General features: G+C 62.7%; 23 protein-coding genes. 11 read left to right on the top strand and 12 right to left on the bottom strand.

The window, feature by feature from the left end:
- Positions 1 to 31 precede the first annotated feature (31 nt).
- The 5 genes from QYE47_RS01300 to dadA form a co-directional block, all read right to left on the bottom strand.
- Positions 32 to 1,891 (bottom strand): acetyl-CoA hydrolase/transferase C-terminal domain-containing protein, encoded by a 1,860-nt coding sequence (locus tag QYE47_RS01300; protein ID WP_301158826.1) that lies wholly within the window; start codon positions 1,889 to 1,891, stop codon positions 32 to 34.
- A 226-nt stretch (positions 1,892 to 2,117) separates the two neighbouring features.
- Entirely contained in the window at positions 2,118 to 2,522 is a 405-nt protein-coding gene (locus tag QYE47_RS01295; protein ID WP_033724653.1) for a cytochrome c5 family protein, read from the bottom strand.
- A gap of 154 nt (positions 2,523 to 2,676) precedes the next feature.
- A complete protein-coding gene (locus QYE47_RS01290; RefSeq protein WP_003253526.1) occupies positions 2,677 to 3,225 on the bottom strand; it encodes a cupin domain-containing protein in 549 nt (182 codons plus the stop codon).
- Positions 3,226 to 3,332: 107 nt separating this feature from the next.
- The gene (gene alr / locus QYE47_RS01285) at positions 3,333 to 4,406 is read right to left on the bottom strand and encodes an alanine racemase (protein ID WP_014592841.1); all 1,074 of its coding nucleotides are present in this window, start codon (positions 4,404 to 4,406) and stop codon (positions 3,333 to 3,335) included.
- A 127-nt stretch (positions 4,407 to 4,533) separates the two neighbouring features.
- Positions 4,534 to 5,838, bottom strand: a complete 1,305-nt coding sequence (gene dadA / locus QYE47_RS01280) for a D-amino acid dehydrogenase (protein WP_014592842.1) — start codon at positions 5,836 to 5,838, stop codon at positions 4,534 to 4,536.
- A gap of 156 nt (positions 5,839 to 5,994) precedes the next feature.
- Between dadA and QYE47_RS01275 the strand changes: the two genes are divergently transcribed.
- Complete coding sequence (locus tag QYE47_RS01275; protein WP_003253520.1) at positions 5,995 to 6,483, top strand: Lrp/AsnC ligand binding domain-containing protein; 489 nt, start codon at positions 5,995 to 5,997, stop codon at positions 6,481 to 6,483.
- Positions 6,484 to 6,485: 2 nt separating this feature from the next.
- Here the strand turns inward: QYE47_RS01275 and QYE47_RS01270 are convergent, their stop codons facing one another.
- Positions 6,486 to 6,839 carry a YkgJ family cysteine cluster protein gene (locus QYE47_RS01270; RefSeq protein WP_012054091.1) on the bottom strand — a complete coding sequence of 118 codons (354 nt, stop codon included), beginning with the start codon at positions 6,837 to 6,839 and terminating at the stop codon, positions 6,486 to 6,488.
- 143 nt (positions 6,840 to 6,982) lie between these two features.
- On the opposite strand from QYE47_RS01270, the gene QYE47_RS01265 reads away from it, so the two are divergent.
- Entirely contained in the window at positions 6,983 to 8,275 is a 1,293-nt protein-coding gene (locus tag QYE47_RS01265) for an FAD-binding oxidoreductase (RefSeq protein WP_014592843.1), read from the top strand.
- A 200-nt stretch (positions 8,276 to 8,475) separates the two neighbouring features.
- Here the strand turns inward: QYE47_RS01265 and QYE47_RS01260 are convergent, their stop codons facing one another.
- Positions 8,476 to 8,706, bottom strand: coding sequence for a DUF1127 domain-containing protein (locus tag QYE47_RS01260; protein ID WP_003253515.1), 231 nt, complete (start codon positions 8,704 to 8,706; stop codon positions 8,476 to 8,478).
- A gap of 178 nt (positions 8,707 to 8,884) precedes the next feature.
- Here QYE47_RS01260 and QYE47_RS01255 point away from each other — a divergent pair, with 178 nt between their 5' ends.
- Together QYE47_RS01255 and QYE47_RS01250 are read left to right on the top strand one after the other, a co-directional pair.
- The gene (locus QYE47_RS01255; RefSeq protein WP_162470263.1) at positions 8,885 to 10,315 is read left to right on the top strand and encodes a PLP-dependent aminotransferase family protein; all 1,431 of its coding nucleotides are present in this window, start codon (positions 8,885 to 8,887) and stop codon (positions 10,313 to 10,315) included.
- A 60-nt stretch (positions 10,316 to 10,375) separates the two neighbouring features.
- A complete protein-coding gene (locus QYE47_RS01250) occupies positions 10,376 to 11,929 on the top strand; it encodes a phospholipase D family protein (RefSeq protein ID WP_014592845.1) in 1,554 nt (517 codons plus the stop codon).
- 34 nt (positions 11,930 to 11,963) lie between these two features.
- On the opposite strand, the gene QYE47_RS01245 is transcribed toward QYE47_RS01250, so the two are convergent.
- Both QYE47_RS01245 and QYE47_RS01240 read right to left on the bottom strand, forming a co-directional pair.
- The gene (locus tag QYE47_RS01245; RefSeq protein WP_003253511.1) at positions 11,964 to 13,103 is read right to left on the bottom strand and encodes an MFS transporter; all 1,140 of its coding nucleotides are present in this window, start codon (positions 13,101 to 13,103) and stop codon (positions 11,964 to 11,966) included.
- A 110-nt stretch (positions 13,104 to 13,213) separates the two neighbouring features.
- Positions 13,214 to 14,707, bottom strand: a complete 1,494-nt coding sequence (locus tag QYE47_RS01240) for an aldehyde dehydrogenase (protein WP_010955785.1) — start codon at positions 14,705 to 14,707, stop codon at positions 13,214 to 13,216.
- Positions 14,708 to 14,903: 196 nt separating this feature from the next.
- Here QYE47_RS01240 and QYE47_RS01235 point away from each other — a divergent pair, with 196 nt between their 5' ends.
- Positions 14,904 to 15,263 carry a cupin domain-containing protein gene (locus tag QYE47_RS01235; RefSeq protein WP_003258971.1) on the top strand — a complete coding sequence of 120 codons (360 nt, stop codon included), beginning with the start codon at positions 14,904 to 14,906 and terminating at the stop codon, positions 15,261 to 15,263.
- 83 nt (positions 15,264 to 15,346) lie between these two features.
- Positions 15,347 to 15,550 carry a hypothetical protein gene (locus QYE47_RS01230; protein ID WP_041167114.1) on the top strand — a complete coding sequence of 68 codons (204 nt, stop codon included), beginning with the start codon at positions 15,347 to 15,349 and terminating at the stop codon, positions 15,548 to 15,550.
- A gap of 67 nt (positions 15,551 to 15,617) precedes the next feature.
- On the opposite strand, the gene rpmG is transcribed toward QYE47_RS01230, so the two are convergent.
- On the bottom strand, positions 15,618 to 15,773 hold the full coding sequence (gene rpmG / locus QYE47_RS01225; RefSeq protein WP_003253507.1) for a 50S ribosomal protein L33: 156 nt from the start codon (positions 15,771 to 15,773) through the stop codon (positions 15,618 to 15,620).
- Between the two features lie 11 nt (positions 15,774 to 15,784).
- On the bottom strand, positions 15,785 to 16,021 hold the full coding sequence (rpmB, locus tag QYE47_RS01220) for a 50S ribosomal protein L28 (RefSeq protein ID WP_003253504.1): 237 nt from the start codon (positions 16,019 to 16,021) through the stop codon (positions 15,785 to 15,787).
- 361 nt (positions 16,022 to 16,382) lie between these two features.
- On the opposite strand from rpmB, the gene QYE47_RS01215 reads away from it, so the two are divergent.
- Positions 16,383 to 17,972 carry an ABC transporter substrate-binding protein gene (locus tag QYE47_RS01215; RefSeq protein WP_014592847.1) on the top strand — a complete coding sequence of 530 codons (1,590 nt, stop codon included), beginning with the start codon at positions 16,383 to 16,385 and terminating at the stop codon, positions 17,970 to 17,972.
- A gap of 133 nt (positions 17,973 to 18,105) precedes the next feature.
- Here QYE47_RS01215 and radC read toward each other — a convergent pair whose 3' ends face one another.
- Positions 18,106 to 18,786 carry a DNA repair protein RadC gene (gene radC, locus QYE47_RS01210; RefSeq protein ID WP_041167115.1) on the bottom strand — a complete coding sequence of 227 codons (681 nt, stop codon included), beginning with the start codon at positions 18,784 to 18,786 and terminating at the stop codon, positions 18,106 to 18,108.
- 126 nt (positions 18,787 to 18,912) lie between these two features.
- On the opposite strand from radC, the gene coaBC reads away from it, so the two are divergent.
- The 4 genes from coaBC to argB all read left to right on the top strand — a co-directional run bounded on the left by coaBC (position 18,913) and on the right by argB (position 23,033).
- Positions 18,913 to 20,124 (top strand): bifunctional phosphopantothenoylcysteine decarboxylase/phosphopantothenate--cysteine ligase CoaBC, encoded by a 1,212-nt coding sequence (gene coaBC, locus QYE47_RS01205; protein ID WP_014592849.1) that lies wholly within the window; start codon positions 18,913 to 18,915, stop codon positions 20,122 to 20,124.
- A gap of 5 nt (positions 20,125 to 20,129) precedes the next feature.
- A complete protein-coding gene (dut, locus tag QYE47_RS01200) occupies positions 20,130 to 20,585 on the top strand; it encodes a dUTP diphosphatase (RefSeq protein WP_014592850.1) in 456 nt (151 codons plus the stop codon).
- A 111-nt stretch (positions 20,586 to 20,696) separates the two neighbouring features.
- Positions 20,697 to 22,097: a phosphomannomutase/phosphoglucomutase gene (locus tag QYE47_RS01195; protein ID WP_014592851.1), complete on the top strand. Its 1,401-nt coding sequence runs from the start codon at positions 20,697 to 20,699 to the stop codon at positions 22,095 to 22,097.
- Between the two features lie 30 nt (positions 22,098 to 22,127).
- Positions 22,128 to 23,033, top strand: coding sequence for an acetylglutamate kinase (gene argB, locus QYE47_RS01190; RefSeq protein WP_004575216.1), 906 nt, complete (start codon positions 22,128 to 22,130; stop codon positions 23,031 to 23,033).
- Positions 23,034 to 23,126: the final 93 nt, after the last annotated feature.

Below are 23,126 nucleotides of genomic sequence, written 5' to 3'. Positions count from 1 at the left end.
CGCTCCTACAGGCGACAGTGTGCGCAAGCGATTAACTTGTAGCCTGTAAGCCTGCCAGCAGCAGCCGCTGATAAAGCTCCTCTTTAAACCCTTGCGGAACCTCCAGCCCCATCCGCGCCAGATGCCGCTCATACCCTTCCGGCCCCGGTGCATCCAACGCTGCCTTGCCCAGCTCCAACACCTCGCTCAGCTTGAACTTGCTCTTCAACCAGTTCAGCGCCCGCAACAGATCCTGCTCCTCGGCCGTAAAGTCCGTGCCCATCGGATACGCCGGGAACAGCCGCGCATGCTGTGCACTGATCGCCTCCAGGCGTTGCAGGGTATTGTCGGTAAAGCGCGCCTCCAGCTGAAAGTCGTCGGCAAGCTTGCCAGCTTCTTTTGCCTGCTTGATCAGGCCCGGCTGGAACCGCGAATCGCTCACCGCCAACAACCGCGCTATCACTTCGCTGTCAGTCTGCCCACGCAAGTCCGCAATGCCGTACTCGGTCACCACGATATCGCGCAGGTGCCGGGGAATGGTGCAGTGGCCATAGGTCCAGAACAGGTTCGAGGTCACCTCTCCGCCTGCCTCGCGCCAACTGCGCAATAGCAGGATCGAACGCCCGCCCTCCAGCGCATGGCCCTGTGCAACGAAGTTGTACTGCCCGCCCACGCCACTGAGCACGCGGCCGTCTTCAAGCTGGTCGGCCACCCCGGCACCGAGCAGGGTCATGCCGAACGCGGTGTTGATGAAGCGCGCATCACGACGTTGTCGGCGCTTGATTTCCTCCTGCCTATATAGCTCGTTGATGAAGCTGATACGGGTCATGACGAACTGTGCGCGCTGCTCCAGCGGCATCTCGCGCAAGCGCTGGTAGAACGCTTGCGGGCCGAGGAAAAAGCCGCCATGCAGTATTGCGCCCTGCTCGTCCGCCGGGCGTCGTAGCAGCCCTGCTTCAGCCAGCACCAGCAGGCCGTTGACGAACATCTCGCTGCAGCCGTACAAGCCATGAGCAAAGGTGTCCAGGCCCCCTTCTCGCTCGATCAATGCCTGCCACGGTCCGACATCCAGCGCCTTGAGCACCGCACGGTAACCGGCGTTGTCGCCCTGACGTGCCAGCAATGCCGCGGCAACCGCATCGCCCATGGCACCAATGCCGATCTGCAGCGTACCGCCATCGCGTACCAAGCTGCTGGCGTGCAGGCCGATGCAGTGGTCCTGGATGCCGACCGGCATGTTTGGCGTAGAAAACAGCCGACGTTGCTCGGCTTCGTCGAGCAGCAGGTCGAACGCATCGATAGGCAGCTCGGCATCGCCTGGCATATAGGGCAGTTCGGCATGCACCTGGCCCAGCATAAGGATGGTTTCGCCAGCCGCGCGGCGCTTGGCGATCATCGGCAGCAGGTCGAGGGTGATGTCTGGGTTGCAGGCCAGGCTCAGGTGCACGGGCTTCTCGGGGGTGGCGGCCACCAACTGGGCGATCAGGTTCAGGCCTTTGGCGTTGATATCCCGTGCGGCGTGGCTGTAGTTGCTGCTGACGTAGTCCTGCTGCGCCGATTCGCTGTGCAGCAGGCTACCGGGCTGCATGAAAAACTGTTCGACCCGAATATTGGGTGGCAACGTGTCGTTGCGCAGGTCTGCGAGGTAACTGAGCTCTTCGTAGTCAGCGAACACTCGCTCGACGAAGGGTTCGAGAAAGCGCCGCTGCAGGCCATCGCCCAGTGGCGGGCGGCCGAGGGAAAGTGCGGTGTAGATGGTCAGGCGCCGTTCGGGCAGCTCGCGTACGCGGGCGTAAAGCGCGTTGACGAAGGCATTGGGTTTCCCCAGGCCCAAAGGCAGGCCCATATGGATATGGGTTGGCAGCCGGGACAAGACCTGCTCGACAGCCTGGTCGATGGAGCAGAGGTGCATCTGGGCCTCCTGAAACATCCATGGGTTCAGGAGTTGGACATAGGGCTGAAGTAATTGGTTGCCTGTACCGGCCCTTTCGCGGGCAAGCCCGCTTCCACAGGATTAACACAACCTTCAGGTCCTGTGGGTACCTGTGGGAGCGGGCTTGCCCGCGAAGAGGCCGACCCAGGCGACAAAAAAACAAAGCCCGCCATCAACGGCGGGCCTCATGCAGTTCAGCTGTAAATCACAGCCCGGACATTTTCTTGATCGCCTCTTTCAGGTCTTCATCCGAGCAGTCTGCACAGGTGCCCTTTGGCGGCATGGCGTTGATGCCAGTAATGGCCTTGGCCAGAATGCCATCCAGGCCGCCTTGGTGGTCGGCGCGTTCTTTCCACGCGGCGGTGTCACCAATTTTAGGCGCGCCGAGCAAGCCGCTGCCATGGCAGGCATTGCAGTGCTTGGCGATGATTTCATCCGGCGTCTTGGCTCCCCCGCCACCTGCTGCAGCGGCCACTTCCATGCCTTTGCACTCCTGGCCCTGGACGCACACCTGGCCAACCGGCTCCAGGCGTTTGGCAATGTCGTCATTGGTCGCAGCGGTTGCGCTCATTGCCCAGAGGGCGAATACGGCTGCTGGTACGGCCAGCATCTTCTTGATTTGATTCACGCGAACACCCTCATGGTGGCTAATCACGCTCGCGGCCACGGATCGGCGAGCGTTGAAAAGTATAGCGGGAACCCAGAGGCCGTGAAACGACCCCACACAGGAAAGGGGTATTGCCGAATCAATGCACTGCGCTGGATCAAAAGTTTGAAGGCGTCGCCGCACTGATCAGCCGCGCCGGCTGGTCGAATGGGTTGCGGAAGCGGTGCGGGCGGGTGCTTTCGAAGTAGTAGCTGTCGCCTTCTTCGAGAACGAAAATCTCGTTGCCGACCACCAGCTCCAGGCGGCCTTCAAGCAGGATACCGGTCTCCTCGCCGTCGTGGGTGAGCATCTCGGCACCGGTGTCCGCACCTGGCGGGTACACCTCGGTCAGAAAAGCGATGGCACGGTTGGGGTGCGACTTGCCCACCAGCTTCATGGTCACAGCACCGTCCGAGATATCGATCAGCTCATGGGCCTTGTAGACGATCTGAGTGGGGCTTTGGGGCTCCAGCTCGACCGAAAAGAATTCGACCATGGACATGGGAATGCCGCTCAGCACTTTGCGCAGCGAGCTGATAGAGGGGCTTACGCTGTTCTTCTCGATCATCGAGATGGTGCTGTTGGTCACGCCAGCACGCTTGGCGAGTTCGCGCTGCGACAGGCCCTTGAGCTTGCGGATGGCTTGCAGTCGTTCGCCGACGTCCAAAGCTGGAGCCTCCTGAAACGGTGAAAGGGGGGTGGATGTGAACGATATCATGGCAATGCCGTTCAGTATTTACAACACACCGCCCCCAACCTGTCCGCTTCAGCGTCTCATTCGCCGATGTAGTCCCGTGGTACCCGCTTCAGGTTACAGAAGATCTGGTAGGGAATAGTGCCCGCATGCGCGGCCACTTCACTGGCCAGCACCTGCTTGCCCCAGAATTCGACCGGGCTGCCGACAGTGGCTTGCGGTACGTCGGTGAGGTCGATGCTGAGCATGTCCATCGACACCCGGCCGATCAGCTGGGTGCGCTTGCCAGCGACCAGCACCGGGGTGCCGTTGGGCGCCTGGCGCGGGTAGCCATCGGCATAGCCCATGGCGACCACACCCACGCGGGTCGGCCGAGGGCTGACGAACTTGGCACCATAGCCAACCGGCTCGCCGGCAGGCAGCTCGCGCACGCTGATCACCCGCGATTGCAGGGTCATCACCGGTTGCAGGCGTGCGGCCTCGGCCTGGGCCACTTCGAACGGCGTGGCGCCGTACAGCATCAGGCCTGGGCGCACCCAGTCGCTGGGCGCTTGCGGCCAGCCGAGCACGCCGGGCGAGTTACGCAGGCTGCACTCGGCGGCCAGGCCCTGTCGGGCAGCTTCGAACACGGCGATTTGCTGGGCGGTAGCGTCAGCGTCCAGTTCGTCGGCGCGAGCGAAGTGGCTCATCAACACGATGCGCGAAACCTTGCCACTGGCCAGCAGTCGCTGGTAGGCATCGTGGTAGTCCTTGGGGTGCAAACCAACGCGGTGCATGCCACTGTCCAGCTTCAGCCAGACGGTGAGCGGCTTGTGCAGCGGGGTTTTTTCGATGGCTTCCAACTGCCACAGCGAGTGCACCACGCACCACAGGCCGTGCTCGGCGATCAGCGCCAGTTCGCTGGCTTCGAAAAAACCTTCCAGCAGCAGTACCGGGGCTTTGATACCGGCGGCGCGCAGTTCCAGCGCCTCTTCGATGCAGGCCACGGCAAAGCCGTCGGCTTCGGCCTCCAGGGCCAGGGCGCAGCGCACGGCGCCGTGGCCGTAGGCATCGGCCTTGATCACGGCGAGGGCTTTGGCACCCGTCAGTTCACGGGCCAGACGGTAGTTGTGGCGCAGGGCCTGGAGGTCGATCAGGGCGCGGGCGGGACGCATGGCGGCTGCCTTATGGTGGTTCGGGTTGAAATCGGTGGTGGATTCTTCGCGGGCTTGCCCGCTCCCACAGGTAGTGCACAGCGTTCAAAAGCTGTGGTATACCTGTGGAATGGGCCGGCACAGGCTATTACTGCTGGTGAACCGGCGCGCTTTGCCCGTGCTTGGCCACTTCCCGGCTGTTGCCATAACGGGAGATATCCAGGCCTTCGGCACTGATCTGCGGCTTCTTGCGCGCAATCAGGTCGGCCAGCAGGCGGCCGGAACCGCACGCCATGGTCCAGCCCAAGGTACCGTGACCGGTGTTCAGGAACAGGTTGCGGAACGCTGTGGCACCCACGATCGGCGTGCCGTCCGGGGTCGCCGGGCGCAAGCCGGTCCAGAAGCTGGCCTGGCTCAGGTCACCGCCGCGAGGATAAAGGTCGTTGACGATCATCTCCAGCGTTTCGCGCCGACGCGGGTTCAGCGACAGGTCAAAACCAGCGATTTCAGCCATGCCACCAACGCGGATGCGGTTGTCGAAACGGGTGATGGCAACCTTGTAGGTCTCGTCGAGAATGGTCGAAGTCGGGGCCATGTCGCTGTTGGTGATCGGCACGGTCAGCGAATAGCCTTTCAGCGGATACACCGGAGCCTTGATGCCCAGCGGCTTGAGCATCTGTGGCGAGTAGCTGCCCAGCGCCAGCACGTAGCGGTCTGCCGTCTCCAGCTTGCCGTCGATCCACACGCCATTGATGCGGTCACCGGCGAAGTCCAAGCGCTGGATGTCCTGGCCGAAGCGGAACTCCACGCCCAACTTCAACGCCATGTCGGCAAGCTTGGTGGTAAACAGCTGGCAGTCGCCAGTCTGGTCGTTCGGCAGGCGCAGGGCGCCGGCCAGGATATCTTTCACGCCGGCCAGGGCGGGTTCGACGCGGGCAATGCCGTCGCGGTCGAGCAGCTCGTAGGGCACACCGGACTGTTCGAGTACGGCAATGTCCTTGGCCGCAGCATCGACCTGGGCCTGGGTGCGGAACAGCTGGGTGGTGCCCAGGCTGCGGTTTTCGTAATTGATGCCGGTTTCGGCGCGCAGCTCGTCGAGGCAGTCACGGCTGTACTCGGACAGGCGCACCATGCGCTCCTTGTTCACCGCGTAGCGGCTGGCAGTGCAGTTGCGCAGCATCTGTGCCATCCACAGGTACTGGTCGACATCGCCCGTGAGCTTGATGGCCAGAGGGGCGTGACGCTCCAGCAGCCACTTGATGGCTTTGAGCGGTACACCAGGGGCAGCCCAGGGCGAGGCATAGCCGGGCGAGATCTGGCCGGCGTTGGCAAAGCTGGTTTCCATGGCCACCGCCGGCTGGCGGTCGACCACCGTGACTTCGAAACCTTGCCGGGCCAGGTAATAGGCACTGGCGGTTCCGATTACACCGCTACCAAGTACCAGAACTCGCATCGTTTTATCCCTCACACGCGGCGCGCCGCACACTTTTATTGAAATGGCATGAATGGGCGCAGTATAGGAATTTGAGACCAGTGCAATTCACTATATAAAAGCCTATTATTGGCGAGAATTCTCGGCAAAATCGCCTTTCACGGAGGGGCATCCCCTATGAGAACCCAGCACCAGACCAAGCGTGAACTGGACAAGATCGACCGCAACATCCTGCGTATCCTGCAGAATGACGGGCGTATTTCCTTCACCGAACTGGGCGAGAAAGTTGGGCTGTCCACCACCCCTTGTACCGAGCGGGTTCGCCGCCTGGAGCGCGAGGGCATCATCATGGGCTACAACGCCCGCCTGAACCCGCAACACCTCAAGGGCAGCCTGCTGGTGTTCGTGGAAATCAGCCTGGACTACAAGTCGGGCGATACCTTCGAGGAGTTCCGCCGCGCGGTCTTGAAGCTGCCCCACGTGCTGGAATGCCACCTGGTGTCGGGTGATTTCGACTACCTGGTGAAAGCGCGTATTTCGGAAATGGCCTCATACCGCAAGCTGCTCGGCGACATCCTGCTGAAACTGCCGCACGTGCGCGAATCGAAGAGCTACATCGTGATGGAAGAGGTGAAGGAGAGCCTCTGCCTGCCGATCCCGGACTGAGGCTACACCAGCACCTGGCGGGTGGTGGCAATGAACTGGTGGACCAACTGTTCAGCGGCGGGGTCGATCATCGGTTCAGGGCCACGACCACGCGGGCAGGCCATGCGCGGGGTGGTACCGAACAGCCGGCAGATCATCGGCCGCTCTTCATACACCGTGCAGCCGTGGGGGCCCAAGTGCACGCAGTCCAGACGCTCCAGAGCAGCGTCCTGCTCGGCTTGGGACTTGCGCGGCAGGCGGGCCATTTCTTCCGCCGAGGTGGTGACCGGGCCGCAGCAGTCGTGGCAGCCGGGCTCGCACTCGAAAGAGGGGATTAGTTCGCGCAGGAAGTGGATCTTGTGGCGGTTGCAGGACATGACGGGATACAAGCTGACAAAGTGATTGGATTATAGGCTTATTTGCGGGTTCACCCGCGAACGAGTATGAAGCCCTCGCTGGTTGCCCGGCCGCGATGGCACAGCTTATCCTCGTCCCCCCTCCATTTTTAAGGGCCGCCCCAATGATCCACAGCGCGCAGCACGCCGCCTCCTATTACGCCGCCAGCAGCGCGCCACACCCCGACCACGCCTTCCTGCAAGGCGAACACAACGCCGACGTGTGCATCATCGGCGGCGGCTACTCGGGCCTGAACACCGCCATTGAGCTGGCAGAGCGTGGTTTCTCGGTCATCCTGCTGGAAGCGCGCAAACTTGGCTGGGGTGCCAGTGGGCGCAATGGCGGTCAACTGATCCGAGGGGTCGGCCATGGTCTGGAGCAGTTCCTCCCGGTCATCGGCGAAGAAGGCGTGCGCACCATGAAACTGATGGGCCTGGAGGCCGTACAGATCGTGCGCGAGCGGGTAGAAAAGCATGCCATCGCCTGCGACCTGGCCTGGGGCTACTGCGACCTGGCCAACAAACCCGCCGAGCTGCTGGGCTTTGCCCAAGACGCCGAGGAGCTGCGCAGCCTGGGCTATGCACATGAGTTGCGGCTGGTCGGCAAGAACGATATCCACAGCGTGGTGGGTGCCGACTGCTATGTGGGGGGGCTGGTCGACATGGGCTCCGGGCATCTGCATCCGCTCAATCTGGCATTGGGTGAAGCCGCCGCAGCCGCCCGCCTGGGCGTGAAATTGTTCGAGCAATCCGAAGTCACCCGCATCGACTACGGCACTGAAGTGCAGGTGCATACTGCCCAAGGCCGGGTACGCGCCAAGACCCTGGTACTGTGCTGCAACGCCTACCACAACGACCTCAATCGCGAGCTGGGCGGCAAGGTGCTGCCGGCCGGCAGCTACATCATCGCCACCGAGCCGCTGGGCGAAGAACGCGCACGCGCCTTGCTGCCACAGAATATGGCGGTGTGTGACCAGCGCGTGGCGCTGGACTACTACCGTCTGTCCGCCGACCACCGCCTGCTGTTTGGCGGTGCCTGCCACTATTCTGGCCGCGACCCGAAGGACATCGCCGCCTATATGCGGCCGAAGATGCTCAAGGTGTTCCCGCAGCTTGCCGACGTGCGCATCGACTACCAGTGGGGCGGCATGATCGGCATTGGTGCCAATCGCCTGCCGCAGGTTGGCCGACTGGCCAGCCAGCCGAACGTGTATTACGCCCAGGCCTACTCGGGCCATGGGCTCAACGCCACCCACCTGGCCGCGCGCCTGCTGGGTGAAGCCATCAGTGGCCAGGAAAGCGGGCGCTTCGACCTTTTCAACAAGGTGCCGCACATCACCTTCCCTGGCGGCAAGCACCTGCGCTCGCCACTGCTGGCGCTGGGGATGCTGTGGCATCGCCTCAAAGAGCTGGCCTGAAAGTCCCCATCCTTGTGGCAGCAACTGTCTTGCTTAAAATCTAAAAGCTGACTAGCCCCCTGTGGGAGCGGGCGTGCCCGCGAACACGGGCGAAGCCCGTGCCATCCTCTGCGACGCCTGCTTCGCGGGCATGCCCGCTCCCACAGGGTCGGTGCAAGTTTCAAGTCTGGGGCACAACAGGCCCTCCAGCGACCACCGTGTCAGTCCTTCCAGAAGGGTTTCCGCCCTTCGATCCGGGCCTGCTCCCAGCTCAGCCCGACATCGCGCAACTCGTCATCGGTCAGCTGCAGCAACGCCCTGCGGGTATGCCAGCGATGCAGCATCAGCCCCCAACGCCCCAAACCCTCTGGCGCGTTGAACACCTTGGCCTGCTGCCCGGCTTCCAGTTCCTTGGCCAACAGTTGCAAGCGCACATCGCTCATGCCACCCATCACCGCATCCTCCCGTCCAGTTGTTACCGTGGAGAAAGCATGCGCGTCGGCACCCTCGACAATACAGATCCAATACAGCCTTATTATTCCCATACAGAATTGGCCGCTGGCCGACTGAATGCTGTATTTTCAGCCCAACTGTACCGGTCGCTATGCCAATGCAGCGCAGGAGTATGCCTTGACCCTCTACCTGAATCTCGCCGAAATACTCGGCGCCCGCATCGAGCAGGGCCTCTATCGCCCTGGCCAGCGCCTGCCATCTGTGCGCGCACTGAGTGAGGAACACGGGGTCAGCCTGAGCACCGTGCAGCAGGCCTATCGCATGCTCGAAGACAGCGGCATGGTCTCGCCGCGGCCCAAGTCCGGCTACTTCGTCAGCGACCAACGGCAGTTGCCGGCACTGCCCGCAGTCAGCCGCCCGGCCCAGCGCCCGGTGGACATCTCGCAGTGGGAACAGGTGCTGGAGCTGGTGCGCAGTACGCCGCGCCAGGATGTGGTGCAACTCGGCCGCGGCATGCCCGACATCGACAGCCCTACCCTGAAGCCGCTGCTGCGTAGCCTTGCCCAGTTGAGCCGGCGCCAGGACATGCCTGGCCTGTACTACGACAACATCCACGGTAACCTGGCCCTGCGCGAACAGGTGGCCCGGCTGATGCTCGACTCCGGCTGCCGCCTGGGGCCGGCCGACCTGGTGATCACCACCGGCTGTCATGAGGCGCTGTCATGCAGCATCCGCGCGGTCTGCGAGCCAGGCGACATCGTCGCGGTCGACTCGCCCAGCTTCCACGGCGCCATGCAAACCCTCAAAGGCTTGGGCATGAAAGCGCTGGAAATCCCCACCGACCCAGTCACCGGCATCAGCCTGGAGGCGCTGGAGATGGCCCTGGAGCAGTGGCCGATCAAGCTCATCCAGATCACCCCCAGCTGCAACAACCCGCTGGGCTACATCATGCCCGAGGCACGCAAGAAGGCCTTGCTGAGCCTCGCCCAACGCTATGACGTGGCGATTCTGGAAGACGATGTGTACGGCGACCTGGCCTATACCTACCCACGCCCACGCACCTTGAAGTCGTTCGACGACGATGGCCGCGTGCTGCTCTGCAGTTCGTTCTCCAAAACCCTCGCGCCCGGCCTGCGGATCGGCTGGGTGGCGCCCGGACGCTACCTGGAGCGCGTGCTGCACATGAAATACATCAGCACCGGCAGCACCGCCAGCCAGCCTCAGCTGGCCATCGCTGACTTCATCGCCGCCGGGCACTACCAGCCCCATGTACGGCGCATGCGCAGCCAGTACCAGCGTGGCCGCGACCTGATGGGCGACTGGGTGACCCGCTACTTCCCGGCGGGCACCCGGGTCAGCCGGCCCCAGGGCGGCTTCATGCTGTGGGTGGAATTACCCGAACATCTCGATACGCTTCGGCTGAACCGCGCTTTACTGGAGCAGGGCGTGCAGATTGCCGTAGGCAGCATCTTTTCGGCCTCGGGCAAGTTTCGCCACTGCCTGCGCATGAATTTCGCCGCCAGGCCAACGCCGCAAATCGAAGCCTCCGTGCGCAAGGTTGGTGAAACCGCCCTTCGTCTACTGGATGACGAAAGCGCCGACGCGTAACTTTGCGCCGCCCGTCACGGTCAAACCCCTAAAGCCCTTGCTGCACAGGACGGTCCACCCTTGAGACTCCAGCGAGCCTTGCCTCTGCTGCTGGTGTTGTTGCTCGGCCTTGCCGGTTGCACAAGCATCAGCGCACCCCGCGAAACCAGTCAGGCGTTGCCTGCCCACGAATCGGCCTTTGGCCGCTCGGTGCTGCGCCAGGCCGCGCCCTATGGCGGCCGCTCGGGCTTTCGCCTGCTGCCCAACAGCAACGAGGCATTTCGCGCCCGCGCCGAACTGATACGCAACGCCCAGGCGAGCATCGACCTGCAGTACTACATCGTCCACGACGGCCTCAGTACCCGCGCCCTTGTGCATGAACTGCTGCGCGCCGCCGACCGTGGCGTGCGCGTGCGTATCCTGCTCGACGACACTACCAGCGACGGTCTGGACACCGTCATGGGCACCCTCGATGCCCACCCGAACATCCACATTCGCGTGTTCAACCCACTGCATCTGGGGCGCAGTACCGGCGTTACGCGCGCCGTGGGCCGGCTGTTCAACTTGTCGCGCCAGCACCGACGCATGCACAACAAGCTGTTCCTGGTAGACAACAGCATGGCCATCGTCGGTGGCCGCAACTTGGGCGACGAGTATTTCGATGCCGAGCCCAACCTCAACTTCACCGACATCGACCTGTTGGGCGTGGGCCCGGTAGCGGAGCAGTTGGGGCACAGCTTCGACCAGTACTGGAACAGCGCCCTCAGCCGGCCGATCACCGACTTCCTCTGGCATGACCCGGATGCCAACGACCTGCGGGCCAGCCGCCAGCGCCTGGAAGTGTCGCTGGCCAAAGCCAGGACCCAGCGCAAGGCCCTGTACGACCGCTTGATGGCCTACCAGTCGCAACCGCGCCTGGATGTGTGGCGCAACGAGCTGATCTGGGCTCACGCCCAGGCGCTATGGGATGCGCCCAGCAAGGTGTTGGCCGAAGACGAACCGGACCCGCAATTACTGCTGAGCCAGCAACTGGCACCGGACCTGGCTAACGTGCACCGCGAGTTGGTCCTGGCATCGGCCTACTTTGTACCGGGCGAACCGGGGCTGCTGTACCTGACCGGCCGCGCCGACGCTGGCGTTTCGGTGAAGCTGCTGACCAACTCGCTGGAAGCCACCGACGTGCCAGCAGTGCATGGAGGCTATGCCCCCTATCGTCGTGCCTTGCTTGAGCACGGGGTGCAGCTTTACGAGCTTCGCCGCCAGCCAGGCGACCCCAGCGCGGGGCGATTGAGTTTCCGTGGCAGCTCGGATTCGAGCCTGCACACCAAGGCGATCGTGTTCGACCGGCGCAAGACCTTCATCGGCTCGTTCAACTTCGACCCGCGCTCAGTATTGTGGAACACCGAGGTCGGGGTACTGGTGGACAGCCCGGAGCTGGCCGAATACACCCGCGAGCTGGCCCAGCAGGGTATGGCGCCTGCGCTGAGCTATCAGGTGAAACTGATAGGTAACAAGCTGGTGTGGGCGACCGAGGACAATGGCCAACGGCACGTGCTGACGTCTGAGCCGGGCGGGATCTGGCGGCGCTTCAATGCCTGGATCAGCAAGGCGGTTGGCTTGGAGAAGATGCTATAGCGGCGATTCCGGGGCCTTGCGGCCCCCAAAATCATCAGGCAGAAACCGGCTCAAAGGCTCCGCGCCGCCGGGTCAATACCACCAACCCCGCAGCCCCGGCCGCCATCAGGAACAGCAACGCATGCCCGCTGATCCACTGGCTCCCCGCCCCCGCCAACAACGGCCCGAGCAAACAGCCAATGCCCCACAGCTGGGCCACGTGGGCATTGGCCCGTACCAACTCATCATCGCGGTAGCGCTCACCGATCAGCACCAGCGACAAGGTGAACAAGCCGCCGGCACTGGCGCCGAACAACACCCACAACGGCCAGATAACCGGGGTGTGCAACAGCAGCGGGATCGCCAGGCTGGACACCAGCAGGGTCACCGCACAGCCAGTGAACAGGGTACGTCGCGACATATGGTCGGCCAGCGCGCCGATGGGCAATTGCAGCACCGCATCACCCACCACCACGGTACTCACCATGAACAAGGCGATTTCGGTGCTGAAGCCCTGCTGCAGGCAATACACCGGCAGCAAGGTGAGGATCATCGCCTCGAACGAGGCGAACAGGGCAATGGCCCAGGCAATTACCGGCAAGCGCCGGCAGAAGGCGAACAGGTCGCCAAAGGTGACACTGCAGGCTTCCGTGCTCGGCGCCCCACCACGCCCCAGCAGAACCAGCGGCGCGGCCAGCAGCAGGCCGGTCGCCGCCCAGAAGCCGAAGTCGTCATCAGAGCCGAGGAAACCCAGCACCAACGGCCCGGCCAACTGGCTCAGGGCGTAGCTGCTGCCATACAGCGCCACCAACCGGCCACGCCACTGTTCGACCACCAGTTGGTTGATCCAGCTTTCGCCGAGGATGAACACCACGGTCAGGGACATGCCGATCATCAGCCGCAGCAGCAGCCATAACGGGTAACTAGGCAGCAGCGCGAGCAAGCCAATCGACAGCGCCCCGCCCCACAGGCACAGGCGCATCGCCGAAGGTACGCCAACCCAACCTGCCAGGCGGCTGGCCAGGCTGGCGCCGGCCAGTACGCCCAACGCCGGCATTGCCGCCATCACGCCGATGGCGAAGCTGCCGTAGCCCCAGGCCTCCAGGCGCAGGGATACCAGCGGCATGCTCACGCCAAGCGCCAGCCCGACACTGAGCACCGATGCCAGTACGGCGAAGTAGGTACCCCAACGCATTACAGCCTCCCAGCCAATATTTCCAGGGGCCCATTTGCGGGCAAGCCCGCTCCTGCAACGGTCACTAAGACCTGCAGGAGCGGGCTTGCCCGCGAAAAGGACCTACCGGGTTACAGCTTGATCCAGGTCGCCTTCAGCTCGGTGTACTTCTCCAGTGCGTGCAGCGACTTGTCACGGCCGTTGCCCGACTGTTTGAAGCCACCGAACGGCGCGGTCATGTCGCCACCATCGTACTGGTTGACCCAGACGCTGCCTGCACGCACGGCACGGGCGGTCTTGTGGGCCTTGGAAATGTCCGAGGTCCAGATACCCGCTGCCAGACCATACGGGGTGTCGTTGGCAATGGCCACGGCCTCTTCGGCGGTATCGAAGGCAATCACCGACAATACCGGGCCGAAGATTTCTTCCTGGGCAATGCGCATGGCGTTAGTCACGCCGTCGAAGATGGTCGGCTCGACGTAAGTGCCGCCGGTCTCTTCCAGGGTGCGCTTGCCGCCGGCCAGCAGCTTGGCGCCGTCCTTGTGGCCAGCCTCGATGTACGACAGCACGGTGTTCATCTGCTGGGTATCGACCAAGGCACCGACAGTGGTCTGCGGGTCCAGCGGGTTGCCTGGTTTCCAGCCCTTCAGGGCCTCTACCACCATCGGCAGGAACTTGTCCTTGATAGAACGCTCGACCAGCAGGCGGGAACCTGCAGTGCACACTTCGCCCTGGTTGAAGGCGATGGCGCTGGCGGCGGCCTCGGCGGCAGCTTGCAGGTCCGGGGCATCGGCAAAGACGATGTTCGGGCTCTTGCCACCGGCTTCCAGCCAGATGCGTTTCATGTTCGATTCGCCCGCGTAAACCATCAGCTGCTTGGCGATCTTGGTCGAACCGGTGAACACCAGGGTGTCCACGTCCATGTGCAGGGCCAGTGCCTTGCCCACGGTGTGGCCATAGCCTGGCAGTACGTTCAGCACGCCAGCCGGGATACCGGCTTCGATCGCCAGTTGGGCGATGCGAATGGCAGTCAGCGGCGATTTTTCGGACGGCTTGAGTACGACCGAGTTACCGGTGGCCAGTGCAGGGCCGAGCTTCCAGCAAGCCATCAGCAGCGGGAAGTTCCAAGGTACGATGGCACCGACCACACCTACCGGCTCGCGGGTAACCAGGCCAAGCTGGTCATGCGGGGTCGGGGCGACTTCGTCGTAGACCTTGTCGATGGCTTCAGCAGTCCAGTGAATGGCTTGGGCCGCACCTGGGATGTCGATGCTGGAGGAGTCGCCGATCGGCTTGCCCATGTCCAGCGTTTCCAACAGCGCCAGCTCTTCAACATTCTTGCGCAGCAGGTCGGCGAAGCGGATCAACTTGGCCTTGCGCTTGGCAGGGGCCAGCTGCGACCACACGCCGGAGTTGAAGGTGGCACGGGCATTTTCAACAGCGCGGTTGGCATCGGCCAGGTCGCAGCTGGCAACCTTGGCCAGGAAGCGTCCGTCGACCGGGCTCAGGCACTCGAAGGTTTCACCGGATACGGCATCGGTGTATTCGCCGTTGATGAAGGCACGGCCTTCGATCTTCAGTTGCTGGGCACGTTGTTCCCAGTCCGCACGGGTCAGGGTGGTCATACGAAACTCCTCCTCTTGTTTAGGTGCAACGCCGCACTGAGGACTCACAGGCGTTGTCAGAATTCTGGCCGGGCGCCACGCGCACACTGGCAAGCGATACCCTAAACCAGCCGGTGTAAACTATCAATATATTTGACACGAGAGGCTCAAAAGCCTACTGATGTTCATTTTATTAAACAACAACAGGAGCCGAACCATGAGTATTGATAGCATCATCGACTTCGCGCAGGTCATCACCGAAGCCGAACGCTACCGCCCGGCTGCAGAGAAAATTCTCAAGGGCGAGCCGGACCAGGCGGTCTACAACCATTATTCCAGCCCGTGCGGGCAGTTTGCCGCTGGCGTATGGGAAGGTGAGGTAGGCCAGTGGACAGTGAACTACACGGAGCACGAATACTGCGAGATCGTTCAGGGCGTTTCGGTGCTGCGCGACCAGGACGGTGGGGCGAAAACCCTGCGTGCCGGCGATCGGTTCGTCATCCCCGCCGGCTTCAAAGGCACTTGGGAGGTGCTGGAACCGTGCCGCAAGATCTATGTGATGTTCGAGCAGAAATAACTATGTAGCGCAGGAAGTTTGCAGGCATGCGTGAGGATGACCCTGCCCGTTTCGGGCCATTCAGCCTCACAAGGAAAATCAGCATGACCAACGAAGAAGTTCTGCAAACCCTCGCCTACCTGGTCGGCACCCGCTACGTGCCGGAGCTGAAGGAAACCATCCGCGCCCTCACAGGGCGCACTCGCGTTGTGGGCCCCAACGAGATATCCACCCGCGACTACGACGCCACGCGCATCCAGATCAAGGCCGACGCCGACCTGATGATCCAGAGCTTCAGCTTCAACTGACCCTGACAGCAGCTAAAAAAAAACCCGCCTCCTTTCGGATGCGGGTTTTTTTCAGGTCGCCGATCAATTACTTGATCTTGGCTTCCTTGTACACCACGTGCTTGCGAACAACCGGATCATATTTCTTGATCTCGATTTTGTCCGGGGTGGTGCGCTTGTTCTTGTCGGTGGTGTAGAAGTGGCCGGTACCGGCACTCGAAACCAGACGGATCAATTCACGCATGATGCTCTCCCTTAAACCTTGGCGCCAGCTTTACGGATGTCAACCAGAACGGCGTCGATGCCGCGCTTGTCGATGATACGCATGCCTTTGGCGGAAACGCGCAGACGCACGAAACGCTTCTCGGATTCAACCCAGAAACGGTGGTGCTGCAGGTTCGGCAGGAAACGACGACGGGTTTTGTTGTTTGCGTGGGAAATGTTGTTCCCGGTTACTGGACCCTTACCAGTAACTTGACAGACTCTCGACATGACTCAGCCCTCTAAAACCACATGCCCAACCCGGCATGGGTTGGCCGCTTAATCTCTCAGTCTTTGGCGCCTGGGCGCCGTGATTCTGGAGGCCTTATCGACCGGATCCGCTTATGCGACAGGCCGAGCCCCTAGAAAAGAGCGCTGCTTTATACCAGAAAGACTTGGCTGCAACAACAGTAGATGCACATTACCGCTAGCCAGAACGCGCCGGGCCAGCATAGCGGCAGGCCCCGCCAGTCGTCGACCGCTCGTCGCAAGATTTGCAAAAAAGGGTGTGGTCATTTGCCGGCGGGCGCACTAGGGTAGGCCTTTTACAGACTGCACTGGCAGATGGGCCACTGACAGCCAAGGAGCCACCATGCGTGCCGCCGCACTTTCCTTATTGTTCACCTCCCTGTTCGCCGCCGGCGTTGCCCAGGCCGCTCCGCTGAGCGTTTGCAGCGAGGCCAGCCCCGAAGGCTTCGACGTGGTGCAGTACAATTCGCTCACCACCACCAACGCCACCGCCGACGTGCTGATGAACCGCCTGGTGGAGTTCGATGCGGCGCAAGGCAAGGTGGTGCCGAGCCTGGCGACCAGCTGGACGGTATCGGCCGACGGCCTGGTGTATGACTTCACCCTGCGCGATGACGTCAAGTTTCACAGCACCCCCTACTTCAAGCCAGGCCGCAAGCTGAATGCCGACGACGTGCTGTTCAGCTTCCAGCGCATGCTCTACCCGGCCCATGCCTGGCACAAGACTGCACCGGGCGGCTACCCGCATGCCCAATCGCTGCAGCTGGGCAGCCTGATCAAGGCGATCGAGGCACCGTCGCCGAACACCGTGCGCTTCACCCTCAGCCACCCGGACGCCACCTTCCTGGCCACCCTGAGCATGGGCTTCGCCTCGATCTACTCCGCCGAATACGCCGACAAGCTGCTCAAGGCCGGCACACCGGAAAAGCTCAACAACCAACCGATCGGCACCGGGCCGTTCGTGTTCCAGCGTTTCCAGAAAGACGCCGTGGTGCGCTACCGCGCCAACCCGGACTACTTCGCCGGCAAGCCGGCGGTCGACCCGCTGATCTTCGCCATCACCACCGATGCCAACGTGCGCCTGCAGAAGCTCAAGCGTGGCGAGTGCCAGGTTGCCCTTTCGCCCAAGCCGTTGGACATTGTCGAAGCGGGCCAGGACGGTAACCTCAAGGTGGCCACCACCCCGGCATTCATGACAGCCTTCGTCGCCATCAACACCCAGCACCCGCCGCTGGACAAAGCGGAAGTGCGCCAGGCGATCAACCTGGCCTTCGACAGGCAAGCCTACCTCAAGGCCGTGTTCGAAGACTCTGCTGTGGCGGCCAACGGCCCCTACCCGCCCAACACCTGGAGCTACGCCAAGGACCTGCCCGGCTACCCGCTGGACCTGAAGAAAGCCAAGGCCCTGCTGGCCAAGGCCGGGCTGGCCGAAGGCTTCAGTACCACCATCTGGACCCGTCCCTCGGGAAGCCTGCTCAATCCCAACCCCAGCCTTGGCGCGCAGATGCTGCAAGCCGACCTGGCGAAGATTGGCGTGAAAGCGGAGATCCGCGTGATCGAGTGGGGCGAACTGATACGCCGCGCCAAGGCCGGCGAGCATGACTTGCTGTTCATGGGCTGGGCGGGCGACAACGGCGACCCGGACAACTTCCTCAGCCCGCAGTTTTCCTGTGCGGCGGTCGAGTCAGGGACCAACTTCGCACGCTTCTGCGACAGCCGCCTCGACCAGCTGATCAGCGCCGGGCGCACCACCAACGACCAGAGCGTGCGCAGCCGGCTGTACCAGCAGGCGCAGACACTGATCCAGCAGCAGGCGCTGTGGGTGCCACTGGCGCACCCGACGGCGGCGACCTTGCTGCGCCAAGGCGTCGAGGGGTACCAGGTAAGCCCGTTCGGGCGGCTGGATTTCAGCAAGGTGACAGTGACCAAGTAAGCCTGTACCGGCCTCTTCGCGGGTAAACCCGCTCCTACAGTGACAGCGCCAGCCTGGCAGTTGACGCTACCCTGTAGGAGCGGGTTCACCCGCGAAAGGGCCGACACTGGCGGCACAAGTTCCATAGGCTTCTTCAGACCACAATCCACCCATGCTCGACCATCGACAACGGCTCCCCATCACCAATGATGATGTGATCCAGCACCCGCACATCGATCAACGCCAGCCCCCGCTTCAACGACAGGGTCAAATGCACATCGTCCTGACTCGGTTCACTGATCCCTGAAGGATGGTTGTGACACAGGATCAATGCCGCAGCGTTGTGCACCAACGCCCGCCGCACCACCTCTCGCGGATAGACACTCGCCCGATCTATCGTGCCCCTGAACAGGATCTCAAATGCCAGTGGCCGGTGCTTGGTATCGAGAAACAGACACCCGAACACCTCGCTGGCCTCATGCCTGAGCATGGCTTTCAAGTAGCGTCGCACCGCTGCCGGGCTGTCCATGGCAGACTCCCGCTCAATCGACGTTGCAAGGTGCCTGCGGCCAATCTCAAGCAGTGCCTGCAGCTGGCTGTACCTTACCGGGCCCAACCCAAGCTCGCCGACGAAGGCCTCGCGGTCGGCCTCCAGCAACCGGCGCAAGCTGCCGAACTTCACCAACAAGCCTCGCGAAAGCTCCACGACATTACACCCACGTACGCCTGAGCCGAGAAAAACGGCCAGCAGCTCCGTATCTGTCAGGCTCCCTGCCCCTCGCTGCAACAACTTCTCCCTAGGCCGTTCTTGCGCCGGCCACTCCCTGATGTTCATTCCACCCCTGCCTTTGCTGCGGCCCATTTCGGCCCTGTGTTAATCTATTTCGCCTCGTACATGCGACGTTCCGCCGCAGGCATTTTCAAACGTCGCCGCCCGCTCTCACTGGAAAAAGGCAAGCCTATGCAGCGGCTGTATCGCAAGCGCATCGTTCTCGGCGTGGGTGGCGGCATTGCCGCCTACAAAAGCGCCGAGCTGATTCGCCGTCTCCTCGAGCACGGCGCGCAGGTGCGCGTCGTCATGACCCGGGGTGGTGCCGAATTCATCACCCCGCTGACCCTGCAGGCGCTGTCGGGCCACCCGGTGCACATGGACCTGCTCGACCCGGCCGCAGAAGCAGCCATGGGCCATATCGAACTGGCCAAGTGGGCGGACCTGGTGTTGATCGCCCCAGCCACCGCCGACCTCATGGCACGCATGGCCCAAGGCATGGCAGACGACCTGCTGACCACGCTGGTGCTGGCCACTGACGCCACCGTCGCCGTGGCGCCGGCGATGAACCAGGCCATGTGGCGTGACCCGGCCACCCAAGCCAACCTCGAGCTGCTCAAGAGCCGTGGCATTCAGGTGTTCGGCCCGGCATCCGGCAGCCAGGCCTGTGGCGACGTCGGTCTGGGGCGCATGCTCGAAGCCACCGAACTGGCCTGGTGCGCCGCGGAAAGCTTCAAGCGCCAGGCACTGACCGGCAAGCACGTGCTGATCACCGCCGGGCCGACCCAGGAAAACATCGACCCGGTGCGCTACATCACCAATCATAGCTCCGGCAAGATGGGCTTCGCCCTGGCCGAAGCGGCCGCCGAAGCAGGGGCTCGGGTGACCCTCGTCACGGGCCCTGTGCACTTGCCAACCCCTGACCGGGTCAGCCGCATCGACGTCGTCAGCGCGCGGGACATGCTCGCGGCCTGTGAAGCGGCCATGCCGTGCGACCTGTTCATTGCCTCGGCAGCGGTTGCGGACTACCGCCCCGAAGTGGTTGCCACACAAAAACTGAAGAAAGATCCTACGACCGGCGACGGCATGCTGCTGCAGATGGTGCGTAATCCCGATATCCTTGCCACCATTGCTGGCCGCGCCGACCGCCCGTTCAGCGTCGGCTTTGCCGCCGAAACCGAGCACCTGCTCGATTACGCCACGCGTAAGCTCAAGGACAAGAACCTCGACCTGATCGTCGCCAATGATGTGGCTAACCCCAGCATCGGCTTCAACAGCGAAGAAAACGCCTTGACCGTGATCGACCGCCAGCAGCACCAGACCCTCTTCGCGCAGACCAGCAAGGGCAAGATCGCCCGGCAACTGGTCGCCTTCATCGCCGAACGGCTCAACCAGGTTCAATAAGTTACATGCACGCTCTTCAAGCCAAGATCCTCGACCCACGCCTGGGCAGCGAATTCCCGCTACCCGCATACGCCACCCCCGGCTCCGCCGGCCTCGACCTGCGCGCCCTGCTCAAGGAAGACACCATCCTCGAACCGGGCCAGACCGTTCTGATTCCTACCGGCCTGTCGATCTACATCGGCGACCCGGGCCTGGCGGCAGTCATCCTGCCGCGCTCGGGCCTGGGCCATAAGCACGGCATCGTGCTGGGCAACCTGGTCGGCCTGATCGATTCGGACTACCAGGGCGAACTGATGGTGTCGTGCTGGAACCGCGGCAACACGCCGTTCACCATCGCGGTTGGCGAGCGCATCGCCCAGCTGGTGCTGGTACCGGTGGTGCAGGCTCACTTCGACATCGTCGAAGCGTTCGACGAAAGCCAGCGTGGCGCTGGCGGCTTTGGTCACTCCGGCAGCCACTGAGCCGGCAAATGACCGTTCAGGCCAAGGATGGCGAACTCTCTGGCGAAACCACCGTCCAAGCGTTCAGTTTGCGCCTGCCCAGAAAGCCTTTGACTAATGGAGCTTCCAGAGATGAACGACATGGCCCACCTGGTCCCCGCCGCATTGCCCGACAGCATTTTCCGCGCTTATGACATACGCGGCGTGGTCGGCAAGACCCTTCACGCCGAAACCGCCTACTGGATCGGCCGCGCCATCGGCGCGCAAAGCCTGGCCCAGGGCGAACCGCAGGTTTCGGTAGGGCGCGATGGCCGCCTGTCGGGCCCGATGCTGGTGGAACAGCTGATCAAAGGCCTGGTCGATTCGGGCTGCCACGTCAGCGACGTCGGCCTGGTGCCTACCCCGGCGCTGTATTACGCAGCCAACGTGCTGGCCGGCAAGTCCGGTGTGATGCTGACCGGCAGCCACAACCCGTCGGACTACAACGGCTTCAAGATCGTCATCGCCGGCGACACCTTGGCCAACGAACAGATCCAGGCCCTGCTGACCCGCCTGAAAACCAACGACCTGACCCTGGCCCAAGGCCGCGTGGAAAAGGTCGATATCCTCGGCCGCTACTTCCAGCAGATCGTCGGCGACGTGAAGCTGGCGAAAAAACTCAAGGTGGTGGTGGACTGCGGCAACGGCGCCGCTGGCGTGGTTGCACCGCAACTGATCGAAGCCCTGGGCTGCGAAGTGATCCCGCTGTTCTGCGAGGTCGACGGCAACTTCCCCAACCACCACCCGGACCCGGGCAAGCCGGAAAACCTCGAGGACCTGATCGCCAAGGTCAAGGAAACCGGTGCCGATATCGGCCTGGCCTTCGACGGTGACGGCGACCGCGTCGGCGTAGTGACCAACACCGGCAGCATCGTCTACCCCGACCGCCTGCTGATGCTGTTTGCCCAGGACGTGCTGTCGCGCAACCCGGGCGCCGAGATCATCTTCGACGTCAAATGCACCCGCCGCCTGACCCCATTGATCGAACAGCACGGTGGCCGCGCCTTGATGTGGAAAACCGGCCATTCGCTGATCAAGAAAAAGATGAAGCAGACCGGTTCGCTGCTGGCAGGCGAGATGAGCGGTCACATCTTCATCAAGGAACGCTGGTACGGTTTTGACGACGGCATCTATAGCGCCGCGCGCCTGCTGGAGATCCTCAGCAAGACCGAGCAGAGCGCCGAAAACCTGTTTGCCGCCTTCCCGAACGATATTTCCACGCCGGAAATCAATATTGATGTGACCGACGAGGGTAAATTCAGCATCATTGATGCACTGCAACGCGACGCCGACTGGGGCGAAGCCAACCTGACCACCATCGACGGTGTGCGGGTCGACTACGCCAACGGCTGGGGCCTGGTACGCGCCTCCAACACCACCCCGGTGCTGGTGCTGCGTTTCGAGGCCGACAGCGACGCCGAATTGCAACGTATCAAGGATGTTTTCCGCACCCAGTTGCTGCGGGTAGAGCCTGAGCTGCAACTGCCGTTCTGACCGACTATCTGTTCCTTACAGGAGCCCTGCATGACCCTCGATCGCGATGCCGCTTCCCATGTAGCCGAGGTTTTGTCCGAAGCACTGCCTTACATTCGCCGCTTTGTCGGCAAGACCCTGGTGATCAAGTACGGCGGCAACGCGATGGAGAGCGAGGAGCTCAAGACGGGCTTCGCCCGTGACATCGTGCTGATGAAGGCTGTGGGCATCAACCCGGTGGTAGTCCACGGCGGTGGCCCGCAGATCGGTGACCTGCTCAAGCGCCTGTCGATCGAAAGCCACTTCATCGACGGCATGCGCGTCACCGATTCGGCGACCATGGACGTTGTGGAGATGGTGCTGGGCGGCCAGGTCAACAAGGACATCGTCAACCTGATCAACCGCCACGGCGGCAGCGCCATCGGCCTGACCGGCAAGGACGCGGAGCTGATTCGCGCCCGCAAGCTGACTGTCAGCCGCCAGACGCCTGAGATGACCACTCCGGAAATCATCGACATCGGTCACGTTGGTGAAGTGGTGAGCGTGAACACCGACCTGTTGAACATGCTGGTGAAGGGCGACTTCATCCCGGTCATCGCGCCAATCGGCGTGGGCGCCAACGGTGAGTCGTACAACATCAACGCCGACCTGGTGGCGGGCAAGGTGGCCGAGGCGCTGAAGGCCGAGAAGCTGATGCTGCTGACCAACATCGCCGGCCTGATGGACAAGCAGGGCCAGGTCCTGACCGGCCTGACCACCGAGCAGGTCAACGAACTGATCGCTGACGGCACCATTTATGGCGGCATGCTGCCGAAGATCAAGTGCGCGCTGGATGCGGTGCAGGGCGGTGTCAACAGCTCGCACATCATCGATGGCCGCGTGCCGAATGCAGTGCTGCTGGAGATCTTCACCGACAGCGGCGTGGGCACCCTCATTACCAACCGCAAGCCGCGCTGATTGATCGGTTAGCCTGCACTGGCCTCTTCGCGGGTAAACCCGCTCCTACAAAGGGAATCGCCGACCTCGAGTCTGGCGCTGCTCCATGCAGGA

This window comes from Pseudomonas sp. 2,4-D, assembly GCF_030418155.1.
GTDB classification, from domain to species: Bacteria; Pseudomonadota; Gammaproteobacteria; order Pseudomonadales; family Pseudomonadaceae; genus Aquipseudomonas; species Aquipseudomonas alloputida.
This window is presented reverse-complemented; position numbering and strand designations above follow the sequence as displayed.